17 protein-coding genes are annotated in these 15,538 nt (G+C 72.1%); 8 read left to right on the plus strand and 9 right to left on the minus strand.

The window, feature by feature from the left end; translation table 11 throughout:
• Positions 1 to 14: 14 nt before the first annotated feature.
• Positions 15 to 575 (minus strand): hypothetical protein, encoded by a 561-nt coding sequence (locus M3677_RS06385; protein ID WP_251160068.1) that lies wholly within the window; start codon positions 573 to 575, stop codon positions 15 to 17.
• Positions 572 to 1,471: a site-specific DNA-methyltransferase gene (locus M3677_RS06390; RefSeq protein WP_251160069.1), complete on the minus strand. Its 900-nt coding sequence runs from the start codon at positions 1,469 to 1,471 to the stop codon at positions 572 to 574. Before M3677_RS06390 ends, M3677_RS06385 begins: the two co-directional genes overlap by 4 nt.
• A 154-nt stretch (positions 1,472 to 1,625) precedes the next feature.
• Between M3677_RS06390 and nucS the strand changes: the two genes are divergently transcribed.
• From nucS to M3677_RS06405, 3 genes are all read left to right on the plus strand, one after another.
• The gene (nucS, locus tag M3677_RS06395) at positions 1,626 to 2,321 is read left to right on the plus strand and encodes an endonuclease NucS (RefSeq protein ID WP_066651293.1); all 696 of its coding nucleotides are present in this window, start codon (positions 1,626 to 1,628) and stop codon (positions 2,319 to 2,321) included.
• 166 nt (positions 2,322 to 2,487) lie between these two features.
• Positions 2,488 to 3,156, plus strand: coding sequence for an HAD hydrolase-like protein (locus tag M3677_RS06400; RefSeq protein WP_251160070.1), 669 nt, complete (start codon positions 2,488 to 2,490; stop codon positions 3,154 to 3,156).
• Between the two features lie 10 nt (positions 3,157 to 3,166).
• Positions 3,167 to 4,414: a CynX/NimT family MFS transporter gene (locus tag M3677_RS06405; RefSeq protein WP_251154360.1), complete on the plus strand. Its 1,248-nt coding sequence runs from the start codon at positions 3,167 to 3,169 to the stop codon at positions 4,412 to 4,414.
• Positions 4,415 to 4,615: 201 nt separating this feature from the next.
• Here M3677_RS06405 and M3677_RS06410 read toward each other — a convergent pair whose 3' ends face one another.
• Positions 4,616 to 5,449 carry an NmrA family NAD(P)-binding protein gene (locus tag M3677_RS06410; RefSeq protein ID WP_251160071.1) on the minus strand — a complete coding sequence of 278 codons (834 nt, stop codon included), beginning with the start codon at positions 5,447 to 5,449 and terminating at the stop codon, positions 4,616 to 4,618.
• 78 nt (positions 5,450 to 5,527) lie between these two features.
• Positions 5,528 to 6,169 carry a nucleoside/nucleotide kinase family protein gene (locus M3677_RS06415; RefSeq protein ID WP_081984515.1) on the minus strand — a complete coding sequence of 214 codons (642 nt, stop codon included), beginning with the start codon at positions 6,167 to 6,169 and terminating at the stop codon, positions 5,528 to 5,530.
• Between the two features lie 37 nt (positions 6,170 to 6,206).
• Here M3677_RS06415 and M3677_RS06420 point away from each other — a divergent pair, with 37 nt between their 5' ends.
• Positions 6,207 to 6,575, plus strand: coding sequence for a VOC family protein (locus M3677_RS06420; RefSeq protein WP_251160072.1), 369 nt, complete (start codon positions 6,207 to 6,209; stop codon positions 6,573 to 6,575).
• Here M3677_RS06420 and M3677_RS06425 read toward each other — a convergent pair.
• Entirely contained in the window at positions 6,556 to 6,906 is a 351-nt protein-coding gene (locus M3677_RS06425; RefSeq protein ID WP_066651271.1) for a hypothetical protein, read from the minus strand. The genes M3677_RS06420 and M3677_RS06425 overlap by 20 nt on opposite strands.
• On the minus strand, positions 6,903 to 7,337 hold the full coding sequence (locus M3677_RS06430) for an NUDIX hydrolase (protein WP_066651264.1): 435 nt from the start codon (positions 7,335 to 7,337) through the stop codon (positions 6,903 to 6,905). The genes M3677_RS06425 and M3677_RS06430 overlap by 4 nt, the downstream gene beginning before the upstream one ends.
• A 305-nt stretch (positions 7,338 to 7,642) precedes the next feature.
• On the opposite strand from M3677_RS06430, the gene M3677_RS06435 reads away from it, so the two are divergent.
• Both M3677_RS06435 and M3677_RS06440 read left to right on the plus strand, forming a co-directional pair.
• Positions 7,643 to 8,944: an esterase family protein gene (locus M3677_RS06435; RefSeq protein ID WP_251160073.1), complete on the plus strand. Its 1,302-nt coding sequence runs from the start codon at positions 7,643 to 7,645 to the stop codon at positions 8,942 to 8,944.
• Between the two features lie 13 nt (positions 8,945 to 8,957).
• Positions 8,958 to 9,719: a DUF4184 family protein gene (locus M3677_RS06440; protein WP_251154365.1), complete on the plus strand. Its 762-nt coding sequence runs from the start codon at positions 8,958 to 8,960 to the stop codon at positions 9,717 to 9,719.
• A 97-nt stretch (positions 9,720 to 9,816) separates the two neighbouring features.
• On the opposite strand, the gene M3677_RS06445 is transcribed toward M3677_RS06440, so the two are convergent.
• The 3 genes from M3677_RS06445 to M3677_RS06455 all read right to left on the minus strand — a co-directional run bounded on the left by M3677_RS06445 (position 9,817) and on the right by M3677_RS06455 (position 13,310).
• Complete coding sequence (locus M3677_RS06445) at positions 9,817 to 10,401, minus strand: TetR/AcrR family transcriptional regulator (protein ID WP_251160074.1); 585 nt, start codon at positions 10,399 to 10,401, stop codon at positions 9,817 to 9,819.
• 119 nt (positions 10,402 to 10,520) lie between these two features.
• On the minus strand, positions 10,521 to 11,843 hold the full coding sequence (locus M3677_RS06450) for a carboxylesterase family protein (protein ID WP_251160075.1): 1,323 nt from the start codon (positions 11,841 to 11,843) through the stop codon (positions 10,521 to 10,523).
• A gap of 171 nt (positions 11,844 to 12,014) precedes the next feature.
• Positions 12,015 to 13,310 (minus strand): MFS transporter, encoded by a 1,296-nt coding sequence (locus M3677_RS06455; RefSeq protein WP_066651247.1) that lies wholly within the window; start codon positions 13,308 to 13,310, stop codon positions 12,015 to 12,017.
• Positions 13,311 to 13,549: 239 nt separating this feature from the next.
• Here M3677_RS06455 and M3677_RS06460 point away from each other — a divergent pair, with 239 nt between their 5' ends.
• The gene (locus M3677_RS06460; RefSeq protein ID WP_209684703.1) at positions 13,550 to 14,350 is read left to right on the plus strand and encodes a sugar phosphate isomerase/epimerase; all 801 of its coding nucleotides are present in this window, start codon (positions 13,550 to 13,552) and stop codon (positions 14,348 to 14,350) included.
• Entirely contained in the window at positions 14,347 to 15,462 is a 1,116-nt protein-coding gene (locus M3677_RS06465; protein WP_066651242.1) for a Gfo/Idh/MocA family protein, read from the plus strand. Before M3677_RS06460 ends, M3677_RS06465 begins: the two co-directional genes overlap by 4 nt.
• Positions 15,463 to 15,538 lie beyond the last annotated feature (76 nt).

The following is a 15,538-nucleotide window of genomic DNA, read 5'->3' on the forward strand; positions in this document are numbered from 1 at the left end:
CTGTGACGCCCGCTCTAGCGACCGTTCGAGCCTGCGGCCTCATCAATCAGCCGGGCTACATCTGAGAGCCGCCCGCCATACGGCAACAGCCATTCCGGCGGCGTAGACGCGCGAAACGAGAGCCATCTGGTGTCCCGTCCCGCGGCACCTGCGTGCTGAGGAACGAGGGCCGGGGGGCGATTGTAGGAAAGCTCGGCTTTCGGCACGAACCACGCCTGCGCGTCGAATGGCGAAACGCCGAGAAGCAGTGCGTATTCGTAATCCTGGTCGCGCAGTTGTTGGAACTTGTACACCTCGGTGTCAGTCCACAAGGACGAGTACTTGATCTCGACCTTGAGGCCAGCGATGAGCCTGTCATGCTCCGAACTGAGCGGCCTCTGCACGTCGAAACCCTTCGAGGCGGCCCAGCCCGAAGCCAGCGCTTCTCCGATTGCACCGATCTGACGGGAAGAGCGGCTCTTGATCCAATAGAAGGGACTTCCGGCCCACATGGCTCGCTCCTTCTCGCCGACGTAGTCAGGCTCAAGGGATCCCGCCAGAGCTGCCAGGAGGGCGACTTCGGGGTCTCGAATCATGCAGACCACCGCACTACGCTCGAGCTGGCCGTTCGGAACTCGATGGGTCGCCGGAGTAGCTGATCTCCCTTGACCAAACGTCCGCGCATGACCCTGATCGCCTCTGGATTCCGGTCGACAAGAACAAAACGGCGACCCAGGGAAGACGCCACGGCACCCAAGGTGCCACTTCCCGCGAAGAAGTCGAGAACCCAGTCATCCGGAGCAGAACTCGCCGCCACCATTCGCCGCACCACCCCTTCAGGTTTCTGCGTAGCATAGCCCGTCTTCTCCTTGCCCGTGGGGGATACAATGGTGTGCCACCAAACATCCGTCGGGAGCTTCCCGCGCGCGGCCTTTTCGGGAGTAACCAGTCCCGGCGCCATGTAGGGCTCGCGATCCACTTCATCAGTGTCGAAGTAGTAATTCTTCGGATCTTTCACGTAGACCAGGATGTTGTCGTGCTTCGCCGGCCACTTACTCTTGGAACGCGCTCCATAATCGTATGCCCAAATTATCTCGTTGAGAAAGCTCTCTCGACCGAAGAGGGCATCCAGAAGCACCTTCGCGTAGTGGCTTTCTCGATAGTCGAGGTGAAGGTAAAGCGTTCCCGATGGCTTCAGCAGCCGCCACGCCTCTTCAAGCCGCGGCTCAAGGAAACTCCAGTAGTCATCGAACGCATCGTCGTATCCCGTGATCAGGCCCTTCACGGTCTCGTAACTCTGCCCCTTGAATCCGACACGAGAGCCTCCGGAGGATCTCGTCGTCGTCATCGCCTGGCGAGTCTGCCGCTTACCGGTGTTGAAAGGCGGGTCGATGTAGATCATCTGAAAAACGCCGTCAGGGAGAGTGGGAAGCACGCGACCGTTATCGCCTTCCACCACTAGGTCGGGGCCACCCGGCGTCCAGAGAGTCATGCACCGAGTCTAAGGAACCTGTCCGACGACCGACGGCGACCACGGCCCCTGTGGCGACCACGGGACGGACGCAACGCTCGACGGCGGACACGCCCCGCGCCTCCAGGCCGAGCCGACGGACTCCGGGACGCGCACCGACCGTTAGGATCGCCGGGTGCGTCTCGTCATCGCCCGCTGCTCCGTCGACTACGCCGGACGCCTGTCGGCCCACCTGCCGCTCGCGACCCGTCTGCTCATGCTCAAGGCGGACGGCTCGCTGCTCGTCCACTCGGACGGCGGCAGCTACAAGCCGCTCAACTGGATGAGCCCGCCGTGCTCGATCGAGATGACCGAGCCGGACGAGGAGCAGGCGAGCGCCGGCATCACCCAGGTCTGGACCGTCACGCAGAAGAAGACGCAGGACAAGCTCATCGTCAGCCTGTACGAGGTCGTCGCGGACGAGAGCCACGACCTCGGCGTCGACCCCGGTCTGGTGAAGGACGGCGTCGAGGCGCACCTGCAGCAGCTGCTCGCCGAGCAGATCGAGCTCCTCGGCGACGGGCACACGCTCGTCCGACGTGAGTACATGACGGCGATCGGTCCGGTCGACATCCTGGCGCGCGACGACGCGGGGGCGAGCGTCGCGGTCGAGATGAAGCGCAACGCCAACATCGACGCCGTCGAGCAGCTCACGCGGTACCTCGAGCTCATGAACCGCGACCCGCACCTGCGGCCGGTGCAGGGCGTCCTGGCCGCGCAGACGGTCGCACCGCAGGCACGCACGCTCGCCGAGGACCGCGGCATCCGCGTCCTCGTGCTCGACTACGACGCGATGCGCGGCATCGAGGGCGGGCACACCCGCCTGTTCTGACGGTCGCGTGGCGCGCTCGGCACGCGTTCTGCGACACCGCACCCGTCGATCGACGCGTGCGATGTCGCAGGACCGGCACCGAGCCGGGAGGCTCGCCCCACCGCCCTGCGCGCCCACCGGCCCGCCCCGTGGCCGGCCCCACCGCCGCGACTAGGCTGGTCAGGACATGACGCGCCCCTACTCCGCCATCCTGTTCGACCTCGACGGGACCATCAGCGACTCCGCCCCGGGGATCCTCGAGAGCATGACGCACACCTTCCGCACGGTCGGCGTGCCCGTGCCGGACCACGCGACGCTGATGTCGTTCGTCGGCCCTCCGATCATGGACACCTTCCGGACGGCGATGGGCATGGACGACGCCGGTGCGGAGCGGACACTCGCCGTGTACCGCGAGCACTACCTGTCGCACGGGGCTCTCGACTCGGCGATGTTCACGGGCATGGACGTCGTGCTCCGCACCCTGCACGAAGCCGGACTGCCGATGTCCACCGCGACGAGCAAGCCCGAGACACCGGCCACGGTGATCCTCGACCACTACGGCCTGACCGGGTACTTCGACTTCGTCACCGGCGCGAGCGACGACGAGGTCCGGAGCGCCAAGGCCGACGTCGTCGCCGAGGCCCTGCGACGACTCGAGGCGGCCGGCCACGACGTCAGCCGCCCGGTGCTCGTCGGCGACCGGCTGCACGACGTCGAGGGCGCCCACGTGCACGGCGTGCCGGTCGTCTTCGCCGAGTGGGGCTACGGCTCCCCCGCCGAGGCCGAGGGCACCGTCGCCCGTGCCGCCACCCCGCTCGACCTGCTGCCGATCCTGCTGCCGGACGCGGCGGCGTGAGCAGGGACCGGTGAACACCGTCGCCCGTCGCGGACTCCGCGGTGCGGCCTGGCTGCTGCCGGCGGCGATCGTCCTCATCGCCCTCAACCTGCGCGGGCCGATCGTGGCCCCGGCGCCGGTCATCGGCGACCTGCGCGTGGACCTCGGGCTGACCGCGACGATCGCCGGGCTCCTGACGACGATCCCGGTCCTGTGCTTCTCGCTGGCGACACCGTTCGCCAGCTGGGTGATCGCGAAGGCCGACCCGGAGCGTGCGGTGTCGCTGGCGCTCGTGATCGTGCTCGCGGGCACGGTCGTCCGGTCGACCCCGTCGGCGGCGGCGCTCCTGGTCGGCACCGCGATCATCGGCATCGGCATCACGATCGGCAACGTCGTGATCCCGGTGGTCATCCGACGGGACACCTCGCCCGAGCGCGTCGGGCTGGTGACCGGCGTGTACACGTCGGCGCTCAACGTCGGGTCGATGATCACCTCGCTCGGCACCGCCCCGATCGCTGCCGCGTGGGGGTGGCCGGTCGCCATCGCCGTGTGGGCGGTGTTCGCCGTCGTCGCCGGGGCCGCGTGGACGTACGCGGTCGGGGCGCGCGCGGCGTGGCTCCGGCCGGCCCGGGTCGAGCCCGTGGTCGCGACGGGTCCGGTCGAGCTCCTGACCGAGACCGGGTCGATCCGCACGGTGTCGGCAGCGTCGGAGCCCGTCCGACCCGCGCGCCGGCTCATCACGTGGGGGCTGACGCTGGCCTTCGGCGGGCAGGCGTTCTCGTACTACGCCCTGACCGCGTGGATCCCGACGCTGCTGCACGACGAGATCGGCTTCTCGGCGGAGTCCTCGGGCGCGAGTTCGTCCGTGTTCCAGATCCTGGCGGTGGTCGGCGCGCTCGGCGTCCCGGTGCTCGCGACCCGCTGGGCGCCCCGCGCGATCATCGCCCTCGTCGCCTTCCTCTGGCTCGCGATGCCCCTCGGGCTGCTGTTCGCGCCGCAGCTCTGGCTGCTCTGGTCGGTGCTCGGCGGAGCGGCGCAGGGCGGCGGGATCACGGTCGTCTTCATCATCGTCGTGCGGATCGTCACGAGCGACGACGACGCCCGGCGGATGTCCGCGTTCGTGCAGGGCGGCGGGTACCTGATCGGCTCGGCGGGACCCCTCGTCGCCGGTGCCCTGCACGGCGCGACCGGGAGCTGGACGGCCCCGCTGCTCGTCGTGCTCGTCGCGGTGCTGACGCTCGGCGTCGCGGGGACGCTCGCGGCCCGACGCGTGCGCTGACGCGGCGGCGCGCGGCGCAGCGGCGCGGCGCGCCGCGGCGGCGAAGCGCGGCGATCGGCCCGTACTCGAGGACGTGGTTCGACGCGCTCGCGAACAACCGACGGCACGTCGCACCACGGAAGGACGTGGTGCGACGTGCCTCCGTCGTGCAGCAGTACCCGCGGCCGACACGGCGGACGCGCGCTGCGCCTCCCGGCCGGGTCAGTCCGACTGCAGCACCTCGCGCAGCGACAACGGCCGACGGCCGGTCACCCGCTCGACGTCCGTCGAGACGTGCGCCAGCGCACCCTCGGCGATCGCCGTGTAGGTGCTCACCCACGCGTCCGCCTGCCACGGTTCCGGGTTCCAGCGCGCACGCGAGGCGTACGCCTCCGCCACCGTCTCCGGCTGGTAGGTCACGGCGCGGCCGCGCACCTCGGACACGGTGGCGGCCGCCTGGGCGAGGGTGATCGCCTCCGGTCCGGTGAGCTCGTACGTCCGGTCGGCGTGGTCCGACGGGTGCAGCAGCACCTCGGTCGCGACGCGCGCGACGTCCGCCCGCGCGACCGCGGCCATCGCGCCGACACCGGCCGGTCCGCGGATCACGCCGTCCTCGCCGACCAGGTCCTCGACGAAGTCCAGGTAGAACGAGTCCCGCAGGAACGTGTGCCGCATCGAGGTCTCCTCGATCGCCCGCTCGGTCGCCCAGTGGTCGCGGCCGAGGGTGAAGGTGGCGTCCGGTGCCGCACCCACGAACGACGTGTAGACGACGTGGGCGACGCCCGCGTCCGCGGCCGCTGCCACGAAGGCGCGGTGCTGGTCGAGGCGGTCCTGCGCCTCGGCGCCGGAGACCATGAGCAGCAGGTCGACGCCCTCGAGCGCGGCGCGGGACGCGGTCGCGTCGGCGTACGAGGCGACCGCGACCTCCGCTCCCGGCAGCTCGGGTGCCCGGGCCGCGTCACGGACGAGCATGCGGATCGGCGTGCCCGCCCGGACGAGCGCGCGGGCGACGGCCCCGCCGATGTTGCCGGTGGCTCCGGTGATGGCGATGGTCATGGTCGCTCCTGTCCTTCGGTGCTGCTGGTCGGGTGGTCGGGTGGCTCGGGTCGGGTCGCCCTGGTCGTCCGGCTCCGGTCAGGTCCGGACCGTCCGGGAGGCACGGGTCACCGTGGTCGCGACCCTCGCCGCGTTCACGCCGTCGACCTCGAGCGCCCAGGTCCGGGCCGCCTCGTGGTCGCGTCCGTGCCGCACGTGCCGGCCCACCAGACGGTCGACGCGGACACGATCGTCCACGACGCACGCCCACGTCTCGGTGAAGAGGTCGGGCAGCGCGGACCACGGCGCGTCGGTGTCGAGCAGGTAGTTGCCCTCGGAGACGACGAGCCGGGTGCTCCGCGGCACGGCGATGCTGCCGGCGACGGGCTCGTCGACGCGGCGGTCGAAGTCCGGCGCCCAGACGACGTCGTCGTCCGCGACGACCAGACGACGGACGAGGGCGACGTAGCCGGCCGCGTCGAAGGTGTCGATCGCGCCCTTGCGGTCGTGCCGGCCGAGGGCGTCGAGTGCCGCGTTCGCCAGGTGGAAGCCGTCCATCGGGACCTGCACCGCGGTACCGGGCCCGTGCGCGGCGTCGACGGCGACGACGATCCGGCGTGCCAGCGTCGACTTGCCCGCCCCGGGCGCCCCCGCGATGCCGAGCACCGCGCGGCCGGGACCCGCGGCGAGCGCCACCGCCCGCTCGACGGCGGCGTCGACGGACAGCTCGGTCGGGGTCACCGTCCCATCCTGACAGGAGCGGTGGTTCACCGGCCGCATGGTCGATGCGACGACGGCGTTCAGCGGGTTCTCGGTGCGTGACGTCCCCGGGGCGCGGGCGTTCTACGAGGGCGTCCTCGGGCTGCCGGTGAGCGAGGACCACGGCATGCTCGTGCTGCACGTCGGCTCCGGCGCCGGGGTGCTCGTGTACCCGAAGGGGCCCGCGCACGAGCCGGCGTCGTTCACGGTGCTGAACTTCCCGGTGCCGGACGTCGACGCAGCCGTGGACGAGCTGTCGGCGAAGGGCGTCACGTTCCTGCGCTACGAGGGCGTGACCGACGAGCGCGGGGTGAACCGGCACGGCGGTCCGCTCATCGCGTGGTTCACCGACCCGTCGGGCAACGTGCTCAGCGTGCTCGAGGGCTGATCCGGTCCCACGCGTCGCGCACGGGGCCGGGTGGCAGCACCGCGGCGACCTCGGCGGTCAGGCTCGCCAGGGCTGTCAGGTGCTCGGGCAGGAGCAGGTCCCACGGCGGGGGTGCGACACGCTCGAGCGACCGGAGCGTGGCGGTGTCGGGACCGGTGCCCCACTGCTCGGCGAGGGCGTGCACGAGGACGTCCTGCTCCAGGCGCAGCTCGCGCAACCGGTCGAGGAGCCGGCGGACGCGGTCGGGGTCGGCCGCAGCGGTGACCAGGTCGCCGAGCAGCGCCCGCTCGTCCCAGAGCCGGGCGGACAGGTCGGTGGCCTCGCCGCTCACGGTCGTCGAGCCCAGCCGAGGGCGATCGGCACGAGCAGCCCGTGCCGTCGGTGGGGCAGCTCGGCGACCGGGACCCACGCGGCCTCGTCGGTCGAGCCGTCCGTCTCGCTGCGCAGCTCGCCGCCGGTGACGGTCACGCGGAACACGACCTGCACCGCCTTCATCGGCCGCCCGTTGTCGTGCATCCGGCGCTCCTTCGGCACGATGTGGTGCCGGACGCCGAGGAGCGGACCGCACGTCGCCTCGTACCCGGTCTCCTCGAGGACCTCGCGCACGACGGCCTGCTCGACGGTCTCGTCGAACTCGACCCCGCCGCCCGGCAGCGTCCACGTGCCGGCCTCGGGGACCCGCAGTCGGGCCAGGAGCACACGGTCGCCCTCGGTGATCACGCCGTAGGCGGCGAGCCGGGTGTCGTAGTCCGTGTACTCCATCCGCCGACCTTGCCAGGATCCCCTGGAGGGCACACCCAGACGCGCCGCCCGCCACCGTCCGGTGCGGGGACGGTGCGGTCCTCCGCACGGTCGACGGACCACCCGGACCTGGCCGCTCGGACAGCTCCGGACCGTCGGCCGACCACCCCCCGTGCAGGATCGCTCAGGATCAGCCGGGAGACCGCCGGGGACGGGCTCCCCGCTGCCGGTCCGGACACCTCGGCTCGCTACCGTCGCTGGACCACGCCGCTCCTGTCCCGTCACCCGCCGGGTGCCCGAGAGCGTCCCGACCGTCGGACCCGCCCGTGACCACCCTGCCGCTCCTGTCCGCCCACGTGCTGCTGCCCGTCTACGCCCTGACCCTCGTCGCCGCCGTCCTCGTCCTCACCGCCGTCCGCCGCTCCTGGCGCTGGGCAGCCGTCGCGATCGTCGCGGGTGCGCTGGTCGGGACCCTGCTCTCGTGGTTCCTCGGCGACGTCCTCGACGTGCTCGGCGTCCCGCCGACCTGGGTCGACCGGGTCTGGACGGGTGTGGTGTGCGCACTGCTCGGGGTCGCGGTCGTCGGACTCGTCCGCGGTGGCCGGGCACCGCGGCGCCGGGTGCTGACCCGGGTGGTCGCCGCGCTGCTGGTCCCCCTCGCCCTGGTGTCCGGCGGACTGGCGGTGAACCGGGACGCCGGGCTCTTCCCCACGATCGCCGACGCCCTGGGGCAGTCGCACGTGCCGCCCCTCCGCCTGCCGGACGACCCGGCCCCGGGATCGGCCCCGGTCGACGCCGCGAGCTGGCGACCCCCGCGCGACATGCCGGCCCACGGCCGCTACGGTTCGGTGCGGATCCCGGGCACCGTGTCGCACTTCCACGCCCGACCCGCGATCGTCTGGCTCCCCCCGGCCGCCCTCGTCGAGCACGCCCCGGAGCTGCCCGTCGTCGTGATGCTCTCCGGGCAGGGACCCGGCGCCGCTCCGGCGAACATCGTCGAGGCCGGCCGCATGGCGACCCGGCTCGACGCGATCGCCCACCGGCACCGCGGACTCGCACCGATCGTCGTGATGCCGGACCAGCTCGCCCGGGCATCGAACAACCCGATGTGCGTCGACGGTCCGCTCGGGAACAGCGCCACCTACCTGACGCGCGACGTCCCGACCTGGGTCCACGAGCACCTGCACGCTGCCGCCGGCGGGGCGGACTGGGCCATCGCGGGCTTCTCGCAGGGAGGCACCTGCGCCCTGCAGCTCGGGGCCGGCCGGCCCGACCGGTTCGGTTCGTGGATCGACGTCTCGGGACAGATCGGGCCGGTCCTGCAGGGTCGCGACGACACCGTCTCGAGGGGTTTCCGCGGTGACCGGGCGGCGTACGAGGCCGCGCAGCCGCTCCGAGTGCTCGCCGAGCGGGCGCCGTACCGCGACTCCGCCGCGTTCGTCGCGGCCGGTGCGGACGACAGCCGGTACGGACCGGTCGTCCCGCGGGTCGTGGCGGCTGCACGTGCAGCCGGCGTCACGGTGACGGAGCGCATCATCGAGGACGGTGGCCACGACTGGCACACCGCCGGTGTCGCCCTGGCCGAGGGCGTCGAGTGGTTCGTGCACCGCACGCACCTGGCCCGATGACGAGGACGTGACCGTGCCCTTCACCGTCAGCCACGCGGTCGTCGCCCTGGCAACACGTCGCCTGCCCGTGCCGGTCGCCGCCGTCGCGATCGGTTCGATGGCGCCGGACACGGTGCTGTTCGCGCCGTTCCTGCCGCCCTACGAGGACGCGCACTCGTGGTGGGGCGTCCCGACCATCGACCTCGCCGTCTCCCTCGTGGTGCTCGCCACGTGGTGGTTCCTCGTGCGGCCGGCATGGTCACCGGTCGTCCCGGGGCTGCGTCGGCGTCTGCCGCGGGGCTGGGGTCGCCGGCCGCCGCTCGGTGCACGCGACGTGCTGCCGGTGGTCGTGGGCTGCCTGCTCGGCAGCGTCACGCACGTCGTGTGGGACGGCTTCACCCACGAGCACGGCTTCGTGGTCCGGGCCTGGCCCGCACTGCGGGACGCCGCCGTCGGCGGGTACCCGCTGCCCTTCCTGCTGCAGGACCTGTCGAGCGTGCTCGGGCTGCTCGCCCTGCTCGTCGTCGCGGCGGTGTGGTGGCGACGCGCCGACGTCCGGCCGGTCGGGCCCCTGCCCCCCGTCGAGCGGGTCGTCCCGGTCGCAGCCCTGGCCGTGGTCGTCGTCCTCGCGCTGGCCGTCGGGGTGCGGTCGTTCCTCGCCGGCGGCGGGATCGGTGGCGTGGTCACCGCGCTGGCGTTCCGGGTGCCGGCACTCGTCGCGGTCGCCCTGGTCGTGGGTGCCGTCGTGCTGCTCGTCGGGCGTGGACTCCGCGGCCACGGGACACGCGGGTCCTAGGACCCGGCACCGGCAGGGCGCTGCGCGAACGTCCGGGTGCCCGCGGGCCCCGGCAGGGCGCTGCGTGAACGTCCGGTGCCCGCGCGGCCGGCTCCCCTCAGGCCGCGACGGCGGCGGCGGCCCAGCCGGCCCGCATGCGTGCGACCGCCCGGTCCCACCCGGCGAGCAGGTCGGCGTCGTCGCGGAGCATCGCCTGCAGCTGCAGCCCCTCGAAGAGCGCGACGAGCTGCTCGGCGGCGTGCCGCGGAGCAGCCCCGCGGGACTCACGACCGGCGACGACGTCCCGCACGAGGGCGAGGGTCACGTCCTCGAAGAGCATCGTGTACTGCTGCCGGAACCACCCCGACGCCGGGTGGCCCGGGGTCGAGGTCGCGCTGAGCAGCGCGACGCGGACCCGCACGACCGCGGGGTGTCGGTGTCCGCGGTCGAGCCGGGCTCGGAGGTACGCGACGGCCCCCTCCTGCTCGGCGACCCCGCGGAGCGCATCGCGCCCGTCCTTGGTCCACCGGTCGACGACGGCCACGACGAGCAGCTCCCACGACGGGAACACGCGGTGCACCTCGGCCACCGTGACGTCGGCGGCACGGGCGACGTCGTCCGGGCCGACCGTGTGGAAGTCGCCGTCACGGAAGGCATCGGCGGCACCGGAGACGATGCGGGCGCGGAGGTCGGCGTCGGGCATGTGGTCGATCCTGCCGACCGCGCGCTCCCGGCGCGACCTCCCCGTCCGGGGGCGAGCGCCCGGGGAGTGCGCGGCTGGACGGCCACCCCCGCGACACCGCCTGCGTGCTCCCGTGGCGGTCACCCCCGGTCGAACACCAGCGTCTCGTCGTCCGCCGCCGTCACCCGTCCGGTCCGCGCGAACTCCGCCCAGACCGCCCGGAACGCCCGCCCGCGCCGTTCGACCTCCGGCCAGTCCCGCTCCGGCACGAAGCGACTGCCCACCCACGCCGACCGACCGCCGAGCAGCAACGGCAGGTCGCTCATGTGCACCGCACCGACCGGCGCCACGGACGGGTGCCGCAGCAACCGGTAGACCGTCGCCCGTCCACCGGCGGCCCGGTGACGATCGGCGAAGCGCTGCGCATCGCGGCCGTAGATCACCTCGGACAGGGGCCGCACGAGCAGCCAGCGCAGCAGGGGTCGGACCAGGCGGGACCGCGCGGCCGTCCGGAGCCCCGGGACGAGCGGCACGTACATGCCCGCCTCGTCCGAGCCGGACCCGATGAGCACGTCGACCTCCGGTGCGACCGACCGCCAGGCCCGGTCGGTGTCGCGCTCGGCGGGCAACGGTGCGAACCCGTACTGCGTGCCGAACGGCATGCCGCCGGCCAGGCCGTACCGGCCACCGGCCTTCGTCGCGAGGGCCTGCCGCTCGAGGACCTCGTCGAGCGACGTGTCCGCCGCGACCGACCCGACGGCCCGGACCATCGCCCGGTTCATCCGCGCCCGCCCGCGCGAGAGCCCGAGCGGCGCGCTCTGCACGATCGCGCGGCGGAACAGGCCGCGGGCGCCCTCGCTGATCATGAGGTGCGCGATCGCGTCGGCTCCGGCGGACTGCCCGGACGCGGTGACGGAGTCGGGGTCCCCGCCGAACGCCGCGATGTTCCGCTGCACCCACCGGAACGCCTCGACCAGGTCGAGCAGTCCGAGGTTGGCCGGCACCGTCTCGCCGTCACCGAGGAACCCGAGCACCCCGAGCCGGTAGGTCACCGTGACGACGACCACGCGCTGCTCGGTCACCAGGTCGTGGGCGTCGTGGATCGGCAGGTCACCGCCGCCGAGCACGTAGGACCCGCCGTGCACCCAGACCACCACGGGCAGGCGCTCGTCGGGTCGGACGTCCGAGGGCACCGTGATGCTGAGTCGCTGGCAGTGCTCGTCGACCTGCAGGTGGTCCATCGAAGGCAGGAGCTGGTCGACGAACTGCGCGCTCGGCTGTGGTGGGACGGGCGCCGGGGTGTCCGCGCGGAACGGCCCGCTGAACGGCGGTTGCGGCGCCGGCGGCGCGAAGCGGTCGGCCCGCGCGTAGGGGATGCCGAGGGCGCGGGTCACGTCGCCGTCGACGACCGCCTCGATCGTGCCGGCCGGGGAGTCGAAGGAACGGGTGTCGGTGGAGCGCACCGACCCACGGTAACGACGCGACCTGCGGACGGACGGCGGACGCCAGACGAACGGACCGGAGGCGCGGTGCCAGCTGGCACCGTCCTCCCTCGCAGGCTCGGTCGGCGCGCCCCGCACAACGCTTCGCGTTGCCGCTGAGCGGGGCGCGCCAGTCCGTCAGTGCGACGGGCGTCAGCGGACCCGCTTGATCGGGATGACCACCAGCGCACCGAGCAGGGCGACGATGCCGGCGGCCCAGCACATGAGCTCGTAGTTGTCCGGGTGGCTGCTGCCGATCTTGAGGAAGAAGAGCGAGATGGCGGGTGCGAGCGACTGCGGCAGCGCGTTCGCGATGTTGATCACACCGAGGTCCTTGCCCGGACGGTCGGCGTTCGGCAGCACGTCCACGACGAGCGCGGTGTCGATGGCCGAGTAGATGCCGTAGGCGAAGCCCATGACGACCTCGGCGACGTAGAAGCCCGTCACGGTGTCGGCGTGGGCGAGGATCACCAGGCCGACCGCGAACAGCGCCGTCGATCCGCCGACGAAGACCTTGCGGCGGCCGATCCGGTCCGACGCCCAGCCGGAGAGTGCCGCGCTGACGAGCAGGGCGAGCGTGTAGAGGAGCACGCCGAACGCGACGGCCTCGGTGGCCTCCTTCAGGTCCGCGATCCCGAGGTGCTCCTGCATGTAGAGCAGGCGGTAGGTCGTGAACATGAACGTCGCCAGGATGATCAGGAAGCGCGACCACCACGCGAACGCGAAGTCGGGGTTCTTGATCGGGTTCGTCCAGAACGACGAGATGAGGTTGATCCAGGTGAACGGCTTGAGCTTGTAGGTGGGCAGGTCGTCACGGGCGACCAGGGCGTACACGACGACCAGGACGATCGCCAGGATGCCGGGAGCGATGAACAGCACCGGCAGGTTCGCGACGAAGAACACCGACAGGTAGGTGCCGGCGAGCACGGCGATGTTCTGCGCCAGGGCGATGATGCTCGACGCCCGGCCGCGTTGGAGCTGCGGCACGTTGTCGGCGAAGCTCGCGAGCAGGGTGGCGAGCGTGGCGTTCGCGGCGAGCTGCGCGAGCAGCCAGCCGAGCGTCAGGTTGAGGACGTCGGGCGCGTAGGCGATCCAGGCGAGCGCGATCGCGAAGACGACGACACCGCCGAGCAGCCACGGGCGTCGGCGGCCCCAGCGCGTGCGGGTCCGGTCGGACAGCGCGCCGGCCAGCGGGTTCATGATGAGCGCACCGAACGCGCCGATCGGCAGCACGGAGCCGATGACGTTCGCCGCGTCGTCGCCGACCAGGGCCTGTGCCTTGATCTGCATGCTGACGTAGACCGGGGCCATGAGCGCCACGAACAGGCCGAACTGTCCGAGGAACAGGGCGACCTGGTAGCCGATCCCCACCTTGACGGTGCTGACGGGCTGGGTGATGCCCGCTTCCGGGTCCAGCAGTGCGGGGCTGCCGGGTTCGGGTGTGCTCATGACGCCTCCTTGAGTCGATCGGAAACCTTGTACTGCAAGGTTTTCCGTCGGCGAGCATACATCGCCCGAGGCGTGATCGACACGTGTCGTCCAGACGGCGCGCGAGTGCGCAACCGACGACGCGCGACAAAAACTACACAGCGGGTGGTTTTTGGGGTAGCGTCGGTCTCGATCTCGCCGGGGAGCATCGATCCTCGACGGGCCCCGACAACCTGACAGGACCGAAGGAGCCCTCTGCCATGCCCACCACCTCTGTGCAGCTGTACTCGCTGCGCGACGCCATCGCCGAAGACCTCGACAAGGCCATCGCCCGGGTGCGCGAGATCGGCTACGAGAACGTCGAGCCGTACGCGTTCGTCGAGCGCGCCGCCGACCTCGAGAAGGCCTTCGCCGCCACGGGCCTGAAGGCTCCGTCCGGCCATGTCGCCGTGATCGACGCCGAGGACACCGCGCCGATCTGGGACGCCGCGGAGCGCCTCGGCATCCAGACCGTCATCGACCCGTTCATCCCGACCGACCGCTGGCAGACCGCCGACGACGTCGCGAAGATCGCCGAGCGCGTCAACGAGCTCACCGCCGAGGCCACCGCGCGCGGCCTGAAGTTCGGGTACCACAACCACCAGTGGGAGTTCACGAACAAGGTCGACGGCAAGACCGTCTACGAGCTCTTCGTGTCGCAGCTCTCGCCGGAGACCGTCCTCGAGGTCGACACCTTCTGGGCGACCGTCGGCGGCGCCGACGCCCCGGCCGTCCTGCAGTCGCTCGGCGACCGCGTCGTCGCCATCCACGTCAAGGACGGCAAGGTCGACGGTGACATCCTCACCGCGCTGCCCTCGTCCGAGAGCGCCCTCGTCGTGCCCGAGGCACTGCAGCGCGCCTTCGAGAACCAGACCCCGGCCGGCCAGGGCGACGTCGACGTGCGGGGCATCCTCGCCGCCGCGCCGCAGGCCATCCGCGTCGTCGAGTTCGACGCGTACTCGGGCGACGTCTTCCAGGGCATCGCCGAGTCGCTCGAGTGGCTGAAGGGCAACGACAAGTGAGCCGCGTCGGAGTCGGCATCATCGGTGCCGGCAACATCTCGGACCAGTACCTGACCAACCTGACGCAGTTCGCCGACGTCGAGGTCCTGATGGTCGCCGACCTCATCCTCGAGCGCGCGGCATCGCAGGCCGAGAAGTACGGCGTGCCGTCGTCGGGCACGGTCGAGGAGCTCCTCGCCCGCGACGACATCTCGATCGTCGTCAACATCACGATCCCGGCCGAGCACGCGAAGGTCGGCCAGCAGATCATCGCCGCCGGCAAGCACACCTGGAGCGAGAAGCCGGTCGCCACCACCGCCGAGGACGCCCAGGCGCTCCTGGCCGCCGCATCGGCCGCCGGCGTCCGGTACGCGACCGCCCCCGACACCGTGCTCGGTGCCGGCATCCAGACCGCGATCCGCGCCATCGCCCGCGGTGACATCGGCACGCCGCTCACCGCGACGACGATGTTCCACGTGCCCGGCCCGGACCAGTGGCACCCGGACCCCGAGTTCCTCTACGCCGAGGGCGCCGGTCCGCTGTTCGACATCGGCCCGTACTACGTGACGACCCTGCTCCACGCGTTCGGCTCGGCCTCGCGCGTGCAGGCCGTGTCGTCGAAGTCCCGCGAGACCCGCGTGATCGGCTCCGGCCCCCGTGCCGGCACCGAGTTCGCGGTCGAGGTGCCCACGCACCACGCCGCGCTCATCTCGTTCGCCGACGGGCAGTCCGCGCAGACGACCCTGTCGTTCCAGCACGCCCTGCCCCGCAACGGCTTCGTCGAGATCAACGGTTCCGAGGGCACGATCGTGCTGCCGGACCCGAACGTCTTCGACGGCGACAGCACGCTGTGGACGCTCGGCAAGGACGAACCGACGACCCTCGAGCACAAGGGCTCGACCTGGGGTCGCGGCACGGGCGTCGTCGAGATGGCACGTGCGATCGCCGAGGGCCGCCCGGAGCGCGCCTCCGGTGCCGTCGCGTCCCACGCGCTCGACGTCATGCTCGGCATCCGGGACGCCGCCGACTCCGGCCAGCCCGTCGAGATCACCTCGCGCATCACGAAGCCGGAGCCGCTGCCGGAGGACTTCGACCCGGCTGCTGCGGTGCTGGCGGAGGGCGCGAACGCCTAGCCAGCCACGTGACGGACGGGAGGCGCGGGGGCCCCGGGGCCCCCCCCCCCCCGCCCCCCCCCGCGGGGGGGGGGCC

It is taken from the genome of Curtobacterium sp. P97 (assembly GCF_023712445.1).
Lineage (GTDB): Bacteria > Actinomycetota > Actinomycetes > Actinomycetales > Microbacteriaceae > Curtobacterium.

Bases quoted from the DNA above. Each gene is read 5' to 3' on its own strand.
- M3677_RS06385 (WP_251160068.1), bottom strand. From the start codon at position 575: ATGATTCGAGACCCCGAAGTCGCCCTCCTGGCAGCTCTGGCGGGATCC.
- M3677_RS06390 (WP_251160069.1), bottom strand. From the start codon at position 1,471: ATGACTCTCTGGACGCCGGGTGGCCCCGACCTAGTGGTGGAAGGCGAT.
- M3677_RS06400 (WP_251160070.1), top strand. From the start codon at position 2,488: ATGACGCGCCCCTACTCCGCCATCCTGTTCGACCTCGACGGGACCATC.
- M3677_RS06410 (WP_251160071.1), bottom strand. From the start codon at position 5,449: ATGACCATCGCCATCACCGGAGCCACCGGCAACATCGGCGGGGCCGTC.
- M3677_RS06420 (WP_251160072.1), top strand. From the start codon at position 6,207: ATGGTCGATGCGACGACGGCGTTCAGCGGGTTCTCGGTGCGTGACGTC.
- M3677_RS06430 (WP_066651264.1), bottom strand. From the start codon at position 7,337: ATGGAGTACACGGACTACGACACCCGGCTCGCCGCCTACGGCGTGATC.
- M3677_RS06445 (WP_251160074.1), bottom strand. From the start codon at position 10,401: ATGCCCGACGCCGACCTCCGCGCCCGCATCGTCTCCGGTGCCGCCGAT.
- M3677_RS06455 (WP_066651247.1), bottom strand. From the start codon at position 13,310: ATGAGCACACCCGAACCCGGCAGCCCCGCACTGCTGGACCCGGAAGCG.
- M3677_RS06460 (WP_209684703.1), top strand. From the start codon at position 13,550: ATGCCCACCACCTCTGTGCAGCTGTACTCGCTGCGCGACGCCATCGCC.